The organism is Lentzea sp. NPDC102401 (assembly GCF_044765805.1).
Classification (GTDB): domain Bacteria; phylum Actinomycetota; class Actinomycetes; order Mycobacteriales; family Pseudonocardiaceae; genus Lentzea; species Lentzea sokolovensis.
In genome coordinates this window covers 74,630-88,841 of sequence record NZ_JBIWKS010000003.1, presented here as the reverse complement: position 1 = coordinate 88,841, position 14,212 = coordinate 74,630, and the positions used below count along the sequence as shown (strand labels likewise).

Below are 14,212 nucleotides of genomic sequence, written 5' to 3'. Positions count from 1 at the left end.
TCCCCACGCCTGGCTCTGCTCGTCCGGGCTGCGTTCGTGCACACGACAGACACGACTGACCGGCGCCGGGAGGACAGGAGTCCCCTTTGCCTCCGCGACGCCGGCCAGCGTGGGTGACCGATCAGGAGGTGAGGCGCTCGGCGGCGCCGTCACCAGGTTACTTCGCGAGATGCCGCCGTGCGAAGTCCACTTCGGCCGCCGTCTGACGGATCGTCTCGGCGACGACCAACGAGCCGTGGCCCGCGTCGTAGCGGTACATCTCGTAGGCGTGGTCACGGGCCGCGAGCGCGTCGAGGTAGTTGTCGATCTGCCGGATCGGGCAGCGCGGGTCGTTCTCGCCCGCGAGGATCAGCACCGGAGCGGTGACCTGGTCGACGTACGTGAGCGGCGAGCACTCCTCGTACAGCTCGGGCAGTTCCTCGGGGGAGCCGCCGAACAGCGCGCGGTCGAACGCCCGCAGCGGTTCCATCTCGTCCTCGTAGGCGGCGAAGTAGTCCGCCACCGGGACGCCCGCGACGCCGACGGTCCAGCGTTCCGGCTGGGTGCCGATGCCGAGCAGGGTCAGGTAGCCGCCCCACGAGGCGCCGTTGAGGACCGACTTCGACGGGTCGGTGAGGCCCGACTCGACCGCCCAGTCGTGCACGGCGGCAATGTCCTCGAGCTCCGTGATGCCCGGCCTGCCCTCGATGGCGTCACGCCACTTCGAGCCGTAGCCGCTGGAGCCGCGGTAGTTCACGTGCACGGTGGCGAACCCGGCGTCGAGCCACACCGCGCGGTAGGCGGAGAAGCGGTCCTCGTCGGAGGAGTGCGGGCCGCCGTGGATCAGGAAGACGGTCGGGAACGGGCCCTCGCCCTCGGGCTTCGAGACCAGCGCGTGCACGTCGCCGACGAACACGTCCTCCAGCGGCGCGGACGTCGCGGGCTTGGCGCCGGCGGGCTCGACCAGCACGCGTTCGGTGCCGTCGGTGGCCAGCGCGCGGATGACCGTGGACCTCTCGGCGGACGACCAGGAGTACTCGATCGTGCCGTCCGGACGCACGCCCGCCGAGCCGATCACGCCGGGTGCGGTGTCCAGAGTGGACAGTTCGCCGGTCGCGAGGTCGTAGCGGTGCGCGGTGTTGCGGGCGTGGTGGGTGTGCACGATCAGCAACGCGGACGCGTCCGGGTACCAGTCGGCGGAGACCTCACCCGGCAGGTCGAGGACGATCTCCTGCTCGGTGCCGGCGGCGGCGTCCCAGATCAGCAGCTCCTCGCGGCCGCGGCGCTCGTGCAGCACCAGCAGCCGCTGGTCGCCGCGCACCGGGCTGAACGAGATGGCGTCGAGGCCCTTGCCCTTGCCGTCCCACTTCTCGGCGATCGTCTCGCCGTTCTCCGCGTTGAGCGCGCGCAGGGCCATGTGCCGGTTGTCGCCGTGCTCGGAGTGCGCGATCACGACGATCGACTCGTCCTTGGACAGCGCGGTGACGCCGGCGTCGTTGACGTGCTGGTAGAGCACCTCGCTCTTGCCGTTGCGCGCCAACCACACCGTGGTTCCGTCGTCGGTCGACGCGGCCACGGCCGTGACGGTGCGGCCGATCTCCAGACCCGCCGGGTAGCCGGGGGTCACGTCGGCGACCGCGGGCTCCGCCTTGCTGCCGTCGGCCTTGAACGGCTCGCGCACCCAGACGCCGAACTCGTCGCCGTCGTGGTCGTCGAACCACCAGATCTCGGTGCCGTCCGGGTTCAGCGTGGCGTGCGACGTGCCGTTCGGACGGTCGGTGACCTTGCGGTGCTCGTCCGTTTCGCGGTCCCAGGAGTAGATCTCCCACACGCCACTCGCGTTGGAGACGTACAGGGTGCGGTCCGGTGCGTCGTCGGCCCATCCGGGCAGGCTCATCCGGGGAGCGGTGAACCGCTCACGCCACCGGGTCTCGGCGGCCGCGTCCTCGAAGAGCTGGTCCGGAATCTCGGGAGAAGGGTGCGTGGTCACGCTTCAACACTAGAGTCAGCGGTCGGTTCTGGGGGGATTCCACCTGACACAACCACCACAGTGGGATACGCCACCGCACCGCCCGCCGCCTGGGCACGGGCTTCGGGCCCGCTGAACACGCTGAACCTCGTGCTTGCGACGCGCCCGGCCGTGAGGCGGTGGATTGTTGCAAAGCACCAGCATTCTTTGTCACCAGGCCACAGGCCGAGGAACTGCCGCTGATTAGTTGAATCGAGCCAGAAATTCTAGGTGTGGGGTTCCGCGAGAGTTAACGTTGACGCATGTCCGCAACGATTGATCGCCTCGCCGGGGCCCCCACGTTGGAGGAAGTGCAACGCATCGTCCGCACCACGGCAAGGTCTTCGCTGGTCGCGCACGGTGCGACGCTGGTGCTGCTCGACGGCGACCTCTGCTACTACGCCGACGAGGACTCGATGAGCCCGCTGTGGAAGGGCCAGCGCTTCCCCGCCGTGAACTGCATCAGCGGCTGGGCGATGTTGAATCGCCAGACCGTGGCGATCAGGGACATCCGCTTCGATTCGAGGATTCCTCAGGAAGCGTATCGGCCGACCTTTGTGCGAAGCCTGCTGATGGCCCCGATCCTGCGCCCGGAACCGCTCGGCGCCATCGGCTGCTATTGGGCCGTCCCGCACGCCGCGACCCCCGAAGAGACCGAAACGCTGGAATCACTGGCCCTGGCCGCCGGCGAGGCGCTCGAACGCTTCCCGGAAGGCCTGCCCGCGCGGGGCTTCATCCACTGACGTCCTGGAAGTGCCGCAGCGCCAACGGCCGCTGCAGGTACTCGTCCTCGTCCGGGAACGTCACCGGATCGGTGCGCCAGCCGGGACCGGCGTAGTTCTCCAGCGCCTGCTCGTCCCGCCACCGGCTCACGTACTGCACGCGCAGCGGGTCGGCGAGGTCGATGAGCACCTCGTGCCCCACCAGTCCGTCGTAGATCTCGGGAAACGTCCCGACCAGATCCCGCACCCGTGCGACGAACTCCTGCTCCCGGCCCGGCTTCACCAGAGCCTCCGACACCCGCGTCAGCATGGTGCCGAGCCTATTGCCGGCCGAGCTCCTCCTCGAAGATCCGGTCGACCTGCCGCGCAGCACGCGACAGCGCCCTGATGGCGAGGAAAACCACCACGAATCCGGTGGCAACGGCGACGGTCACCCAGGTGGAAGTGAGCATGTAAACGATCCCCAGGGACTGCAGCGCCACAATTGCTTTGGCCGCTATGACGATCCACGGCCTGGTAGAAGCATTGGCGGCGGAGGCGGAGTCCATCACTAACATCTCCCGACTTGTTCAACGAGGGACGAACCACAGCCTTCGTCGTTTGGATCAAGACCGCTGTTACGCAACGTCACTTGAACCGTCAACCTTCACTCGTAAGGGTTAACGCTACGTGGTCGTTCCGTTTATTTGACCCGGAACGGTGGCGCACCGTCATAGAACGACGGTGGCGTCTGCGGCTGCTCGTGTCGAGGTGAGTCACACGATCGGGTGGTCTATCGGGGGTGTTGATGACTTTTCGCGGTGACCGTGAAGGACCTTTGGCCCTGTGCGTGAAGAGACTTTCCGGTCGACTTGTCGACAAACAAAAGGCGAGACAAATTCACGGTCGAAAGGAGCTGGCCCGATTCCGGTTTGAGATGGAATCGGGCCAGTGCACGTTCGCGGCCGCGTCGGAGTGGCTTCTCCTAGACGATCGCCCACACCCACCCACGACCGCCGTCCTTCGTCGGCTCGTGTGCGGACGCGACGGACGTTGCCGAGTCGGGCACCTCGACCTCCACGGTGCCCGTGTAGCGCGAGTTCGGCAGGATCGTGGTGGACAGCATGTTCTGTTGGTCGGTGCACGAGCCGGGCTTGGCGTCGTGGACGAAACCGTCCTGACTCAGGCCTTTGAGTGAGAACGGGTTGAAGAGGGTCGGAGCGAGGTAGGACCCGTCCTGGCTCAGGGTTCCGGTGGTGAGCGACACGTGCAGAAGCAAGGTCTTTCGGCCGCTCGCGGGTGGCGCGCCGTAGGTGGTGCACTTCGGGTTCACGTCGATCTTCTCGACGGTGAACTTGATCGAGCACGACTCGATGTCGGACGTGCAGTCCCAGCCGGAGAGCTCTCCGAGCTTCTTGGAGAGGAAGCCTTGCGCTGTGTAGGCCTTCTTGGGCGCCGCCGACGTCTGTGAAGTCGGCGGAGCGCTGCTCGGTGTCGGGCTGGGTGCGGGGCTGTTGGTGTCGGCGCTCGGTCCGGTGCAAGACGCGAGGGCGAAGGTGGATGCAGACGCGAGGGTGGCAATTGCGGCGAAGTGGAACATCGTGACCTTCTTCGGGAGTGGCGGTGTAGTCGTCCACATCGCCCCTGGTCGCAGTGTGTTACGAGATTCACTCAGAAGGTGCCTCAGGGTGATCGCGCGTCGGCACGTCAAGCACACCGCTCGTTCTTGCGTATTGCGCCGCAAAAACAAATCAGCTCCCATCCGCATTGCTGCGAACGGGAGCTGATTTGTGTTATTCAATCGGGGTGACAGGATTTGAACCTGCGACCTCTTCGTCCCGAACGAAGCGCGCTACCAAGCTGCGCCACACCCCGGCTGGGAACATGTAGAACTCTACATCATGTCCGCGCCAGCTCCGAATCGGACCCCCTCATTTCGCCCCTGACCAGGCGTAACGGGTCGCGGAACCAAGGTCAGCAGGGAAGCCTCCGGTGGGCAGCAGAACCGGACCGGCGCGTACGGCGAAGTGCCCATGCCGGCGGACACGTTCATCCACATGTGCGAACCCCAGCGCGAAACTCCGCGGGCGCGGCCTCGGTCCAGTTCGCAGTTCGTCACCACTGCGCCGTAGAACGGGATGCGGAGTTGGCCGCCGTGCGTGTGGCCGGCCATCACGAAGTCGTAGCCGTCGGCGGCGAACGGGTCCAGCACGCGCGGCTCGGGGGAGTGCGTGACGCCCAGCCTCAGAGCGGCACTGGGATCCGGGGCGCCTGCGATGTCGGCGTAGCGGTCGCGCTTCAGGTGCGGGTCGTCGAGGCCCGCGCAGAAGATGGCCTGGCCGTTCACCATGATGGTCTTGCGGAGGTGGGTGAGGTCCTCCCAGCCGCGTTCGATCATGCCGGCGCGCAGGTCGCGCCACGGGAGCGTCACGCCGTGGATGCGCTTGGTCTTGGACGACGGCAGCAGGTAGCGGACCGGGTTCTTGAGCCTCGGCGCGTAGTAGTCGTTGCTGCCGAAGACGAACACGCCCGGCTTGTCGAGCAACGGGCCGAGCGCGCGCAACGTGCCGGGGACGGCGTCCTTGTGCGCGAGGTTGTCGCCTGTGTTGACCACGAAGTCCGGGTTCAGGTCGGCCAGCGCGGCGACCCAGCGCTGCTTCGACACCTGGTTCGGCGTCATGTGCAGGTCTGAGATGTGCAGCACGCGGATCGGCTTGGCTCCGGGGGACAGGACCGGCACCGTGGCGGTGCGCAGGGTCCAGTGCCTTCTCTCGATTCCCGCCGCGTACGCGACGGTCGCGGCGCCGAGAGCGGTCGTGGCGAGGAGGGCGCGGCCCAGCTTGTTCACGCGTCAAGGGTACGGAAGGGCGTTAACTCGATCGGCGCGGCATCCGGAGGGCGGTACCGTTCTGCGCCATGGCGGACTTGAAGACGCGGCTGAAGAACGACCTGACTGTCGCGATGAAGGCACGGGAGACCGTCACGGCCGGTGCGTTGCGGATGGCGCTCACGGCCGTCACGAACGAGGAGGTCTCGGGCAAGCAGGCCCGTGAGCTCTCCGACGACGAGGTCGTGAAGGTCCTCTCGCGCGAGGCGAAGAAGCGCAAGGAGGCTGCTGAGGCCTTCGACGGTGCCGGGCGGGCCGAGAAGGCCGACCTGGAGCGCCAGGAGCTCGCGGTGCTGGAGACCTACCTTCCCAAGCAGCTCGACGACGCGGAGCTGCAGTCCATTGTGGACAAGGCGTTCGACGCCGTCGCCGCTCAGCTCGGTGAGGCGCCGGGGCAGAAGCAGATGGGCCAGGTCATGAAGGCCGTCAACGCCGAGGTCGCCGGGCGCGCCGAGGGTGGCCGGGTGGCCGCCGCGGTGAAGGCCAAGCTCGCAGGCTAGAACGCAGTGCCGCAGCGGTGGACGACCGCTGCGGCACCCCAACTCAGAACGCCTTGTCGACCGCGTCCGCGAACTCGCCCATCGACCCGAACTCCAGGTCGTAGCTGTAGTCGCCGGACGGCTCCGGTGTCGCGCCCCAGCCCGGCCGGTCGCGCCGCCGGTTGATCCACACGGACGGCAGCCCCTCCCGCTTGGCTGGAACGTGGTCGTGGAACAGGCTCTGCGCCACGTGCAGCAGCTCCGAGCGCTTCACGCCCAGCGAGTCCAACTCGCGGTCCAGCGCCCGGAAGTGGTTCTCGGCGGGCTTGTACGCGCCGACGTCCTCCGCGGTGATGATCGCCGCGAAGTCCCCGCGCAACTGCTGGTTGCTGCCCGCGAACCCGGCGCGGTGCACGTTGGACAGAATGATCAGCTGGTAGCGGGAAGCCAGGCGCGCCAACGCGTCCGCGGAGTCGGGGAACGCCGGCCAGTCCGGCACCGAGTCACCCAGCCGGCGCGCCCACTCGTCGCTCACCTCACGCCCCAGGGCGGAGCCCATGAGCCGGAACGCGGACGCCAGCAGGTCCGGGTACAGCGCGGACGGCGTCGCCGCCTGTGCGGCCGCCTCCTGCTTGCCGTACGCGAGCAGCAGTTCCTCGTCGGACAGCGAGAGTCCTTGTTCGCGCGCCCACGGTGACAGCACCGCGGCGATGCCGGTCTCCCAGTCGATGAGCGTGCCGTAGCAGTCGAAGCTGAGCGCCTTGAACGCTGTCAGGTCCATGACTCGAACTGTAGTACAGTTCAACTGTAGGGCAACCCGTTAAGCTGGCCACATGTCAGCCCTCGACGGCCTCGAAGTGCGCCGCACCACCACGGCCCAGCAGCTGGCCGACGGCCTCTCCGAACGGATCATGGCCGGTGCTTTCGGCCCTGGTGACAGGCTCAGGGAGAGCGCGATCGCGGCCGAGCTCGGGGTCGCGCGCAACACCATCCGCGAGGCCGTCCGGATCCTGGAGCTGACCGGCCTGGTCCGCTACGAGGTCAACCGCGGCGCCGTCGTCATCGCGCCCACGCCGGAGAAGATCGAGGCGCTCTACACCGCCCGCGAACGGCTGGAGACCGCCGCGATCGCCCGCGCCCCGCGCCCGGAGCAGCTCAAAGCGATCACCGACGCGTTCGAAGATCTGCGAGAAGCCGCACGGATCGGCCACGGGCTCGTCGACCGCGACCTCGCGTTCCACCAGAAGATCGTCGCGCTGCTCGACAGCACGAGGCTGGACGAGTTCTTCGCCTCGCTGACCAAGGAACTGCGCTTCTACCTCACGGTTCTCAGCAAGTCCGAGACGCCCGAGGAGGTCGTGGCGGAGCACGAGGCCATCGTCGACGCCATCCGTCTCGGCGACCGCGCCAGGGCGGTCGCCGAGATCCGTGCCCACGTCGACGTGAGCGTCCAGCGCCTCAAAGCGATGCTCGCCTGAGCGCTACCGGGGTTCGGGTTCGGTCGGCAGCGTGATCGGTGGCGGCTCGTTCGGGTTGCCGGGGTTGGGCGGCGGCTGCGACGGCGGCGGCTCCGTGGCCACCGGCGGCGGCACGTACCCCGAGCTCACCGACAGCGTGATCACCGTGCCGCGCAACGCGTTGCCGCGCGGCGACTGGCTGACGACCGTGCCCTTCGCCTTCTCGGAGTTCACCGACTGCTGGCTCACCTTGTAGCCGGCCTGCTCCAGGATCCGCACGGCGTCGTTGGACTGCTTGCCCACGACGTCGGGCACCTGGATCTCGCGGCCGCCCTTGAGGTAGCGCTGCTCCACCTGCGGCAACTGCGCCACCGGCAGGCTCCCGTGCACCTTCGTCATCGTCTCGAACCACGTCTTGGCCGGGATCGTGCCGCCGAAGATGTTGCCGCTGCCGCAGAGCCGGGGCTGTGCGCCGAGGCAGATCGGGCGCGGTGAGGTGCCGTCGTTGAACGTCTGCACGGCGCCCGCGAAGTCCGGGGTCGCGCCGATGAACGCCGCCGACTTGTACTCCTCGGTGGTGCCCGTCTTGGCGATCATCGGGCGGGTCCACTTGGCGGCACGGGCGGCGGCCGCGGCGGTGCCGCCGCCGACGTCGTCCTTGCTCATGCCGACCGCGAGGCCGTTCGCGAGGCCCTCGGCGACGACCTGCTCGCACGGCGCCTCGTTGACCGGGATGCCCTTGCCGTTGCGGTCCAGCACCTTCGCGATCGGCGTGGGCGGGCACCACTTGCCGCCGCTCACGATGGTCGCCGCGACGTTCGCGAGCTCCAGAGTGGACACCGGCGCGGGCGAGAGCGTGAAGGACGCATTGCCGCCGTTCTGCTTGTAGAACTCCGTCTGCGAGATGCGGTTCTGCTTGTCCTTGGCCTTCGGGTCCGGCCTGGTGCCCTGCAGGTTCGTCGCCATCGTCTCGCGCATGCCGAGCCGCGAGGCCATGTCCACGACCGCGTCCATGCCGGTCTGCTCCTCGAGGATCACGAAACCGGTGTTCGGCGACGTGGCGAGAGCCTGCTGGAGCGACATCGAGGACGGGTAGCTGGAGTCGAAGTTCGACAGGCAGTACCAGCGCGTGCCGGGTTCACCGGTGCTCGGGCAGCGCTGGGCGCCACCCTTGAAGACCCGCGAGGTGTGCGAGGTCGGCGTCTGGATGACGTTCTCGATGCCGAGACCCTTCTCCAGGGCCGCCGCCGCGGTGAAGACCTTGTAGATCGAGCCGGCACCGAACTTGTTCTCGACGCCGCTGGGCAGGTCGTAGGTCGTCTGGCGCAGGTCGGACTTCAGGCCGTAGTCGCGGTTCGCGACCAGCGCCAGCACGTCGTGGCGCTCCTTGCCGGGCTTGACGACCGCCATCGTGTTCGCGATGCCGTCGATGGTCTTGCTGACCCCCGCCTCGGCCGCCGCCTTCGCCTGCGAGGTGACCGCTCTGTCCAAAGTGGTCTGAATGGTGTAGCCGCCGGTGCGCAGCTGTTCCTCGCTGAAACCCGCGCGCTGCAAGTAGTTCACGACGTACGAGCAGAAGAAACCGTTTTCCGGACCGGCGCCGACACAACCGTTCGGCGGGGTGCGAACCGGAGTCGCGAGACCCAGTCCTTCCTTCTTCGCCGCCTCACCCGCGTCGCGCGACAGCTTGTCGTTCTCGACCATCCTGTCGATCACTTTGTTGCGCCGGTCCAAAGCTTTGTCCGGATACGCTTCGGGGTCGAGTGCTGACGGACTGTTCACCATTCCCGCGAGCATCGCGGCCTGAGGAACCGTCAACTTGTCCGGCGTCGTGTTGAAGTAAGCCTGCGCCGCCGCCGCGATGCCGTAAATGGTCGAACCGAATGGAACGACGTTGAGGTACCGGGCGAGGATCTCCTCCTTGCCGAGCTTTCGCTCCAGCTGCAGCGAGATCCGGGCCTCGCGCATCTTGCGCGCGATGGTCTGCTCCTGGGCCTTGGCCTGCTCCAGCTTGTTGTTCCGCGCGACCACGTGGACCAGGTAGTTCTTCACGTACTGCTGGGTCAGCGTGGAGGCGCCCTGCGACACCGAGCCGCTGACCTGGTTCGTCAGACCCGCGCGGATCGTGCCCTTCCAGTCCACGCCCTGGTGCTCGTAGAACCTGCGGTCCTCGACCGAGATCAGCGCCGCCTTCATGGTCGGCGAGATCTTCTCGGGAGGTGTCAGGACTCTGTACTGGTCGAACAGGTAGGCGATCGGGGCGCCGTCCTTGTCCGTGACCGTGGTGATCAACGGAGGATCCGTCGTCACCAGGTCTGCCGAGATGCTGTCCACCGTGTCGCTGGCTCTGTTCGAGACGAGGCCTGTCGCACCCACGACTGGGAACAGCATGCCGGCGAGGAGAACCCCAGCCAGCAGGCACAGGCCGAGCATCTTGAGCACGCCATTCCTGACTCGCACGCGGGTCAGCGTACGCCGTACACGAACGGGTGAAGGTGATCAGTAAGTGCCGTTACTCAGCATGAGTAGACATACGCAAGACAGGTAACAGTCGGGTGACCCAGGCTTGGAGAGGGAACCGAACGGCACTACAGTCCGTCAACGTCCAAGGAATGCAGCCGTGGCTCGAACGCTACGGCATCCGTGGCAGGGGTGTGGCGGATTTCCACATTTGGACAGCACTGAGGAGTGGGGGATATGAACCAGGGGGATTGGCGTATCAACGCTTCGTGCCGCGACGAAGAGCCGGACCAGCTCTTCGTCCGAGGTGCGGAGCAGCGCAAGGCGAAGCTCGTGTGCCTGGGATGCCCGGTGCGCATGGAATGCCTGGCCGAAGCGCTGGACAACAAGATCGAATTCGGTGTCTGGGGAGGCATGACCGAGCGCGAACGCCGTGCTCTGCTGCGCCGTCGTCCGGACGTGGACTCGTGGTTCGAGCTGCTCGACAACGCACGTCAAGAGCACACCGAAGACACGAGGGTCAGCTAGGCGCTGAGCGCCTATTCGCCGGCGAGTCGACGACCTATCTCCCGAAGGCCGTCGAGGTCGTGCACGTCAGCAGGCAATGCGGGCACGCCGACCAGCGCCACGCCGGGGTGAGCACGCGTGAACCGGGCCAGCAGCCGCTTCTCACGATCGGCCACTGCCACCCGGTCCGCGTGCAGCCGGAGCACTGCCGCGGCGAGCGGCGCGTCACCAGAGCGGTCCAGGTCATCCGCTGCGGCGACCGCCTTCGCCGCGGGCAGATCCGCCGCGAGCACGGGATGGGTCCTGTTCGCGACGAGCCCGCACAACGGCATGTTCTCCGCGCTGAGCCGTTCCACGAAATAGCTCGCCTCGCGCAACGCGTCCGGTTCCGCCGCCGCTACCACCACGAAACCGGTTCCGGGCGAGCGGAGCAGTTCGTACGTGCGCTGGGCGCGTTCGCGGAATCCTCCGAACATGCTGTCGAACGCCTGGACGAAAGTCGACGCGTCCTGCAACAGCTGGCCGCCGACGATCGTCGACACAGCACGTGTGAAAAGGCTGAAACCGGTTCCGACGATCTTCATCAGCCCCCGGCCGCTCGCGCGCGCCGGAGCCGACAGCATCCGGATGAACCTGCCGTCGAGCACCGTCGACAGGCGCTGCGGCGCGTCCAGGAAGTCGAGCGCCGACCGGCTCGGCGGGGTGTCGACGATGATCAGGTCCCACTCGTCCTGCGCCACCAGCTGGCCCAGCTTCTCCATCGCCATGTACTCCTGCGTGCCGGAGAACGACGAGGAAATGGTCTGGTAGAAGGGGTTCGACAGGATCTGGTCGGCCCGGTCGCGGCCCGCGTGGGTCAGCACCATGTCGTCGAACGTCCGACGCATGTCGAGCATCATCGCGAACAGCTCGCCCTTGGGCTCGAAGCCGTCCACGACCACCTCGCGCGGGTGGTTGTCCAGTTCGCGCAGGCCCAGCGACTGCGCGAGCCGCCGTGCCGGGTCGATCGTCAGCACGACCACGCGCCTGCCGCGTTCGGCCGCGCGCAACGCCAGCGCCGCCGCGGTCGTCGTCTTGCCCACGCCGCCGGAGCCGCAGCAGACCAGGACGCGCGTCTCCAGGTCGTCCAGCAACGGGTCGAAGTCGAGCCTGGTGGTCATCGGACACCTGCCGCGACCAGGGCCTCGGCCAGTTCGTACAGCGCGGCCACGTCCACCCCGTCCGTCAGGTCCGGCAGCTCCAGCGTCGGCAGGTCCGACTCGGACAGCAGTTCCTTGGCCTCCTGCTGCGACCGCACCCTGATGGCATGCTCCACCGTCTCGTCGACCAAACCTTCGAGCGTGAACTCGTCGAGGTCGAGCCCGGCGGTCTTCAGCCCCGCGCGCACCCGTGACTCGTCGAGCCTGCCCTCGGCCGCGACCGGCAGCGAACGGGCGGGCAGCCGGACCGGCTGGACCCGGTTCACCAGCACCGCGCCGGGTCGCAGGTCGGCGCCGTCCAGTTCGGCGACGGCGTCCAGGGTCTCGCGCACCGGCATCTCCTCCAGCAACGCGACCAGGTGCACCGCGGTGTCGCCGGAGTGCAGCAGCCGCACGACGCCGTCGCTCTGCCCCTTGATCGGCCCGACCTTGGCGAGGTCGGCCATGGCCTTGGTGACGTCGAGGAACTTGACCACGCGGCCGGTGGGCGGCGCGTCCAGCACGACGGCGTCGTAGACGTGGCGGCCGTCCGGCCCGGTGCGGTTCACGCACTCCTTGACCTTGCCGGTCAGCAGGACGTCGCGCAGACCGGGCGCGAGCGTGGTCGCGAACTCGATCGCGCCCATCTTGCGCAGCGTCCGTCCCGCGAAGCCGAGGTTGTAGAACATCGCCAGGTACTCGAGGAGCGCGGCCTCCGCGTCCACCGCGAGCGCGTGCACCTCACCGCCGCCCGGCGCGGACGCGATCCGTTCCTCGGAGTAGGGCAGCGGGGCCCGGTCGAAGAGCTGGGCGATGCCCTGCCTGCCCTCGACCTCGACCAGCAGCACCCGGCGGCCACCGGTGGCGAGCGCGAGCGCCAGCGCGGCCGAGACCGTCGTCTTGCCCGTGCCGCCCTTGCCGGAGACCACGTGCAGACGGGCTCGGGTCAGCTCCTCGGTCCACGACGTCACATGTCCAGACTATGTGTGAAATCGGTCGAACGTGGATTGGTCGGTCAATCGACCATGGTGAGGAAGAGAACGGCGATGGCCGTCGCGGCGACCAACGCCCACGCCACGACCGACGGAAGCCACAGCGCGATGCTGGCCGTGATCACGGCCACGACCACGAGACCGATCAGTCCGGCTTGGACGACCTCCGTGCGCCGGCTGTGCTTGCGGTCACGTACCTGGGCCATGGCGACGAGCACCATCACCAGCCCACCCACCGCGAACAGGCTGGTGGCGATGATCCGCCAGGTCTCCATGTGATCAAGGTAGCTCGAAGTGCGAGAACCGCGCAGAGGGCGATCGGGTGGCAAGTTAGGCTCCGCGCATGACGAAGTGGGAGTACGCGACCGTGCCGTTGTTGATCCACGCCACGAAGCAGATCCTCGACCAGTGGGGCGATGACGGCTGGGAGCTGGTCACCGTGCTGACGAACCCGACGGGTGAGCAGCACGTCGCGTACCTGAAGCGAGCGAAGGCATGAGCACCTGGAGCAACCGCCTCAAGGAGCTCGGCATCGAGCTTCCCGGCGTCGCCGCCCCGCTCGCCGCCTACGTGCCCGCCACGCAGAGCGGCCCGTGGGTGTTCACGTCCGGCCAGCTGCCGTTCGTCGAGGGCAAGCTCCCCGCCACCGGCAAGGTCGGCGCCGAGGTCTCCCCGGAGGAGGCCAAGCAGTACGCCGCGACGTGCATCCTCAACGCTCTCGCGGCCGTCCACGCGCTCGTGGGGATTGACTCGATCAAGCGAGTCGTGAAAGTTGTCGGGTTCGTGGCCTCCGCCGAGGGCTTCACGGGACAGCCTGGTGTCATCAACGGCGCCTCCGAGCTGCTCGGCGAGATCTTCGGTGACGAGGGCAAGCACGCCCGGTCGGCCGTGGGGGTCGCAGAGCTGCCGATCGGCGCTCCAGTGGAGATCGAACTGATCGTCGAGGTGTGACATGTCGGACACGTGCCACGAACTGCTGCTCAGGCTGGCCGGACGCCTTCCGGACGACCTGCTGTGGCGGTACCGGGACTGGGCGGCTTCGGACGCGTACGCGGTGCTCGCGCGGTCGTTGCCGCGCACTCTGCTGCACGGACGCATCCCTCTGACTGATCATGAACTGCGCCTTTTGCAGGACGCGCTGGTGCCCTACGGGGCGGAACCCGGTGCTCTCAGTTCGGTCAAAGGGCTGGACGAACTGCCACCCACCGACTACACCTTTTCCCCGGAATCACCCGATCGGGTGCCGATGGGAGATTCCGCGACCGTCGTTCTCGGTGCCACGCTGCGAGGCCGGCACGGGGTCGGGGAAGTTCGCTCCTGCTGGCGCATCGGTCCCTCCGGGATCAACCGCGTCCTGCTGGTGGCGGCCACCACCGGCCACGCCCGGCTGACTGGTGAGTTGCAGCGTGTTCTGCGGGCGTTGGGCGAGCACGACCCGTGCGTTGAGGTCGTGTCGTCCGGCATGGACCTTCCGCCCTACCACCGGGCGGCGTTGGCGGCATCGGAGCTGGTGTGTGCCGGCGCCGAGTCCGAGGAGCACCTGGTGCTCAGCTAAGGAGAGTTG

The 14,212-nt window shown here is 67.7% G+C and carries 17 protein-coding genes and 1 tRNA gene; 7 read left to right on the top strand and 11 right to left on the bottom strand.

Annotated elements, in window-relative coordinates; genetic code table 11:
• Nucleotides 1–157 precede the first annotated feature (157 nt).
• Nucleotides 158–1,969 carry a prolyl oligopeptidase family serine peptidase gene (locus tag ACIRG5_RS10970; RefSeq protein ID WP_402903365.1) on the bottom strand — a complete coding sequence of 604 codons (1,812 nt, stop codon included), beginning with the start codon at nt 1,967–1,969 and terminating at the stop codon, nt 158–160.
• A gap of 281 nt (nt 1,970–2,250) precedes the next feature.
• On the opposite strand from ACIRG5_RS10970, the gene ACIRG5_RS10965 reads away from it, so the two are divergent.
• On the top strand, nt 2,251–2,730 hold the full coding sequence (locus ACIRG5_RS10965) for a GAF domain-containing protein (protein ID WP_402903362.1): 480 nt from the start codon (nt 2,251–2,253) through the stop codon (nt 2,728–2,730).
• Here the strand turns inward: ACIRG5_RS10965 and ACIRG5_RS10960 are convergent.
• The 5 genes from ACIRG5_RS10960 to ACIRG5_RS10940 all read right to left on the bottom strand — a co-directional run bounded on the left by ACIRG5_RS10960 (nt 2,720) and on the right by ACIRG5_RS10940 (nt 5,536).
• The gene (locus ACIRG5_RS10960; protein ID WP_402903360.1) at nt 2,720–3,019 is read right to left on the bottom strand and encodes an antibiotic biosynthesis monooxygenase family protein; all 300 of its coding nucleotides are present in this window, start codon (nt 3,017–3,019) and stop codon (nt 2,720–2,722) included. The genes ACIRG5_RS10965 and ACIRG5_RS10960 overlap by 11 nt on opposite strands.
• Before the next feature lie 10 nt (nt 3,020–3,029).
• Entirely contained in the window at nt 3,030–3,257 is a 228-nt protein-coding gene (locus ACIRG5_RS10955) for a hypothetical protein (protein ID WP_402903357.1), read from the bottom strand.
• 416 nt (nt 3,258–3,673) lie between these two features.
• Nucleotides 3,674–4,288, bottom strand: a complete 615-nt coding sequence (locus ACIRG5_RS10950) for a hypothetical protein (protein ID WP_402903355.1) — start codon at nt 4,286–4,288, stop codon at nt 3,674–3,676.
• A gap of 201 nt (nt 4,289–4,489) precedes the next feature.
• A tRNA-Pro gene (locus tag ACIRG5_RS10945) sits at nt 4,490–4,563 on the bottom strand.
• 19 nt (nt 4,564–4,582) lie between these two features.
• Nucleotides 4,583–5,536 (bottom strand): metallophosphoesterase, encoded by a 954-nt coding sequence (locus ACIRG5_RS10940; RefSeq protein WP_319976075.1) that lies wholly within the window; start codon nt 5,534–5,536, stop codon nt 4,583–4,585.
• A 68-nt stretch (nt 5,537–5,604) separates the two neighbouring features.
• Here ACIRG5_RS10940 and ACIRG5_RS10935 point away from each other — a divergent pair, with 68 nt between their 5' ends.
• Nucleotides 5,605–6,075 carry a GatB/YqeY domain-containing protein gene (locus ACIRG5_RS10935; RefSeq protein WP_402903352.1) on the top strand — a complete coding sequence of 157 codons (471 nt, stop codon included), beginning with the start codon at nt 5,605–5,607 and terminating at the stop codon, nt 6,073–6,075.
• A 43-nt stretch (nt 6,076–6,118) separates the two neighbouring features.
• Here the strand turns inward: ACIRG5_RS10935 and ACIRG5_RS10930 are convergent, their stop codons facing one another.
• A complete protein-coding gene (locus ACIRG5_RS10930; protein ID WP_402903350.1) occupies nt 6,119–6,835 on the bottom strand; it encodes a haloacid dehalogenase type II in 717 nt (238 codons plus the stop codon).
• A 52-nt stretch (nt 6,836–6,887) separates the two neighbouring features.
• Here ACIRG5_RS10930 and ACIRG5_RS10925 point away from each other — a divergent pair, with 52 nt between their 5' ends.
• A complete protein-coding gene (locus ACIRG5_RS10925; protein WP_402903347.1) occupies nt 6,888–7,532 on the top strand; it encodes a GntR family transcriptional regulator in 645 nt (214 codons plus the stop codon).
• Nucleotides 7,533–7,535: 3 nt separating this feature from the next.
• Here the strand turns inward: ACIRG5_RS10925 and ACIRG5_RS10920 are convergent, their stop codons facing one another.
• Nucleotides 7,536–9,971 (bottom strand): transglycosylase domain-containing protein, encoded by a 2,436-nt coding sequence (locus ACIRG5_RS10920; protein ID WP_402903344.1) that lies wholly within the window; start codon nt 9,969–9,971, stop codon nt 7,536–7,538.
• Nucleotides 9,972–10,208: 237 nt separating this feature from the next.
• Between ACIRG5_RS10920 and ACIRG5_RS10915 the strand changes: the two genes are divergently transcribed.
• A complete protein-coding gene (locus tag ACIRG5_RS10915) occupies nt 10,209–10,499 on the top strand; it encodes a WhiB family transcriptional regulator (protein ID WP_319976070.1) in 291 nt (96 codons plus the stop codon).
• Between the two features lie 11 nt (nt 10,500–10,510).
• Here ACIRG5_RS10915 and ACIRG5_RS10910 read toward each other — a convergent pair whose 3' ends face one another.
• The 3 genes from ACIRG5_RS10910 to ACIRG5_RS10900 are packed head-to-tail and all read right to left on the bottom strand — an operon-like array spanning nt 10,511 to nt 12,923.
• Nucleotides 10,511–11,638 carry an ArsA-related P-loop ATPase gene (locus ACIRG5_RS10910; RefSeq protein WP_319976069.1) on the bottom strand — a complete coding sequence of 376 codons (1,128 nt, stop codon included), beginning with the start codon at nt 11,636–11,638 and terminating at the stop codon, nt 10,511–10,513.
• A complete protein-coding gene (locus tag ACIRG5_RS10905) occupies nt 11,635–12,627 on the bottom strand; it encodes an ArsA-related P-loop ATPase (protein WP_402903340.1) in 993 nt (330 codons plus the stop codon). The genes ACIRG5_RS10910 and ACIRG5_RS10905 overlap by 4 nt, the downstream gene beginning before the upstream one ends.
• Before the next feature lie 44 nt (nt 12,628–12,671).
• The gene (locus ACIRG5_RS10900) at nt 12,672–12,923 is read right to left on the bottom strand and encodes a hypothetical protein (RefSeq protein WP_402903337.1); all 252 of its coding nucleotides are present in this window, start codon (nt 12,921–12,923) and stop codon (nt 12,672–12,674) included.
• Nucleotides 12,924–12,991: 68 nt separating this feature from the next.
• Between ACIRG5_RS10900 and ACIRG5_RS10895 the strand changes: the two genes are divergently transcribed.
• The 3 genes from ACIRG5_RS10895 to ACIRG5_RS10885 are packed head-to-tail and all read left to right on the top strand — an operon-like array spanning nt 12,992 to nt 14,203.
• On the top strand, nt 12,992–13,147 hold the full coding sequence (locus ACIRG5_RS10895) for a DUF4177 domain-containing protein (RefSeq protein ID WP_089950120.1): 156 nt from the start codon (nt 12,992–12,994) through the stop codon (nt 13,145–13,147).
• Nucleotides 13,144–13,599 (top strand): RidA family protein, encoded by a 456-nt coding sequence (locus ACIRG5_RS10890; protein ID WP_402903334.1) that lies wholly within the window; start codon nt 13,144–13,146, stop codon nt 13,597–13,599. Before ACIRG5_RS10895 ends, ACIRG5_RS10890 begins: the two co-directional genes overlap by 4 nt.
• Nucleotide 13,600: 1 nt before the next feature.
• Entirely contained in the window at nt 13,601–14,203 is a 603-nt protein-coding gene (locus tag ACIRG5_RS10885) for a hypothetical protein (protein ID WP_402903331.1), read from the top strand.
• Nucleotides 14,204–14,212 lie beyond the last annotated feature (9 nt).

Coding starts and splice junctions, on each gene's coding strand:
- ACIRG5_RS10965 (WP_402903362.1), top strand. CDS start 2,251: ATGTCCGCAACGATTGATCGCCTCGCCGGGGCCCCCACGTTGGAGGAA.
- ACIRG5_RS10960 (WP_402903360.1), bottom strand. CDS start 3,019: ATGCTGACGCGGGTGTCGGAGGCTCTGGTGAAGCCGGGCCGGGAGCAG.
- ACIRG5_RS10955 (WP_402903357.1), bottom strand. CDS start 3,257: ATGGACTCCGCCTCCGCCGCCAATGCTTCTACCAGGCCGTGGATCGTC.
- ACIRG5_RS10950 (WP_402903355.1), bottom strand. CDS start 4,288: ATGTTCCACTTCGCCGCAATTGCCACCCTCGCGTCTGCATCCACCTTC.
- ACIRG5_RS10935 (WP_402903352.1), top strand. CDS start 5,605: ATGGCGGACTTGAAGACGCGGCTGAAGAACGACCTGACTGTCGCGATG.
- ACIRG5_RS10930 (WP_402903350.1), bottom strand. CDS start 6,835: ATGGACCTGACAGCGTTCAAGGCGCTCAGCTTCGACTGCTACGGCACG.
- ACIRG5_RS10925 (WP_402903347.1), top strand. CDS start 6,888: ATGTCAGCCCTCGACGGCCTCGAAGTGCGCCGCACCACCACGGCCCAG.
- ACIRG5_RS10915 (WP_319976070.1), top strand. CDS start 10,209: ATGAACCAGGGGGATTGGCGTATCAACGCTTCGTGCCGCGACGAAGAG.
- ACIRG5_RS10910 (WP_319976069.1), bottom strand. CDS start 11,638: ATGACCACCAGGCTCGACTTCGACCCGTTGCTGGACGACCTGGAGACG.
- ACIRG5_RS10900 (WP_402903337.1), bottom strand. CDS start 12,923: ATGGAGACCTGGCGGATCATCGCCACCAGCCTGTTCGCGGTGGGTGGG.
- ACIRG5_RS10895 (WP_089950120.1), top strand. CDS start 12,992: ATGACGAAGTGGGAGTACGCGACCGTGCCGTTGTTGATCCACGCCACG.
- ACIRG5_RS10890 (WP_402903334.1), top strand. CDS start 13,144: ATGAGCACCTGGAGCAACCGCCTCAAGGAGCTCGGCATCGAGCTTCCC.
- ACIRG5_RS10885 (WP_402903331.1), top strand. CDS start 13,601: ATGTCGGACACGTGCCACGAACTGCTGCTCAGGCTGGCCGGACGCCTT.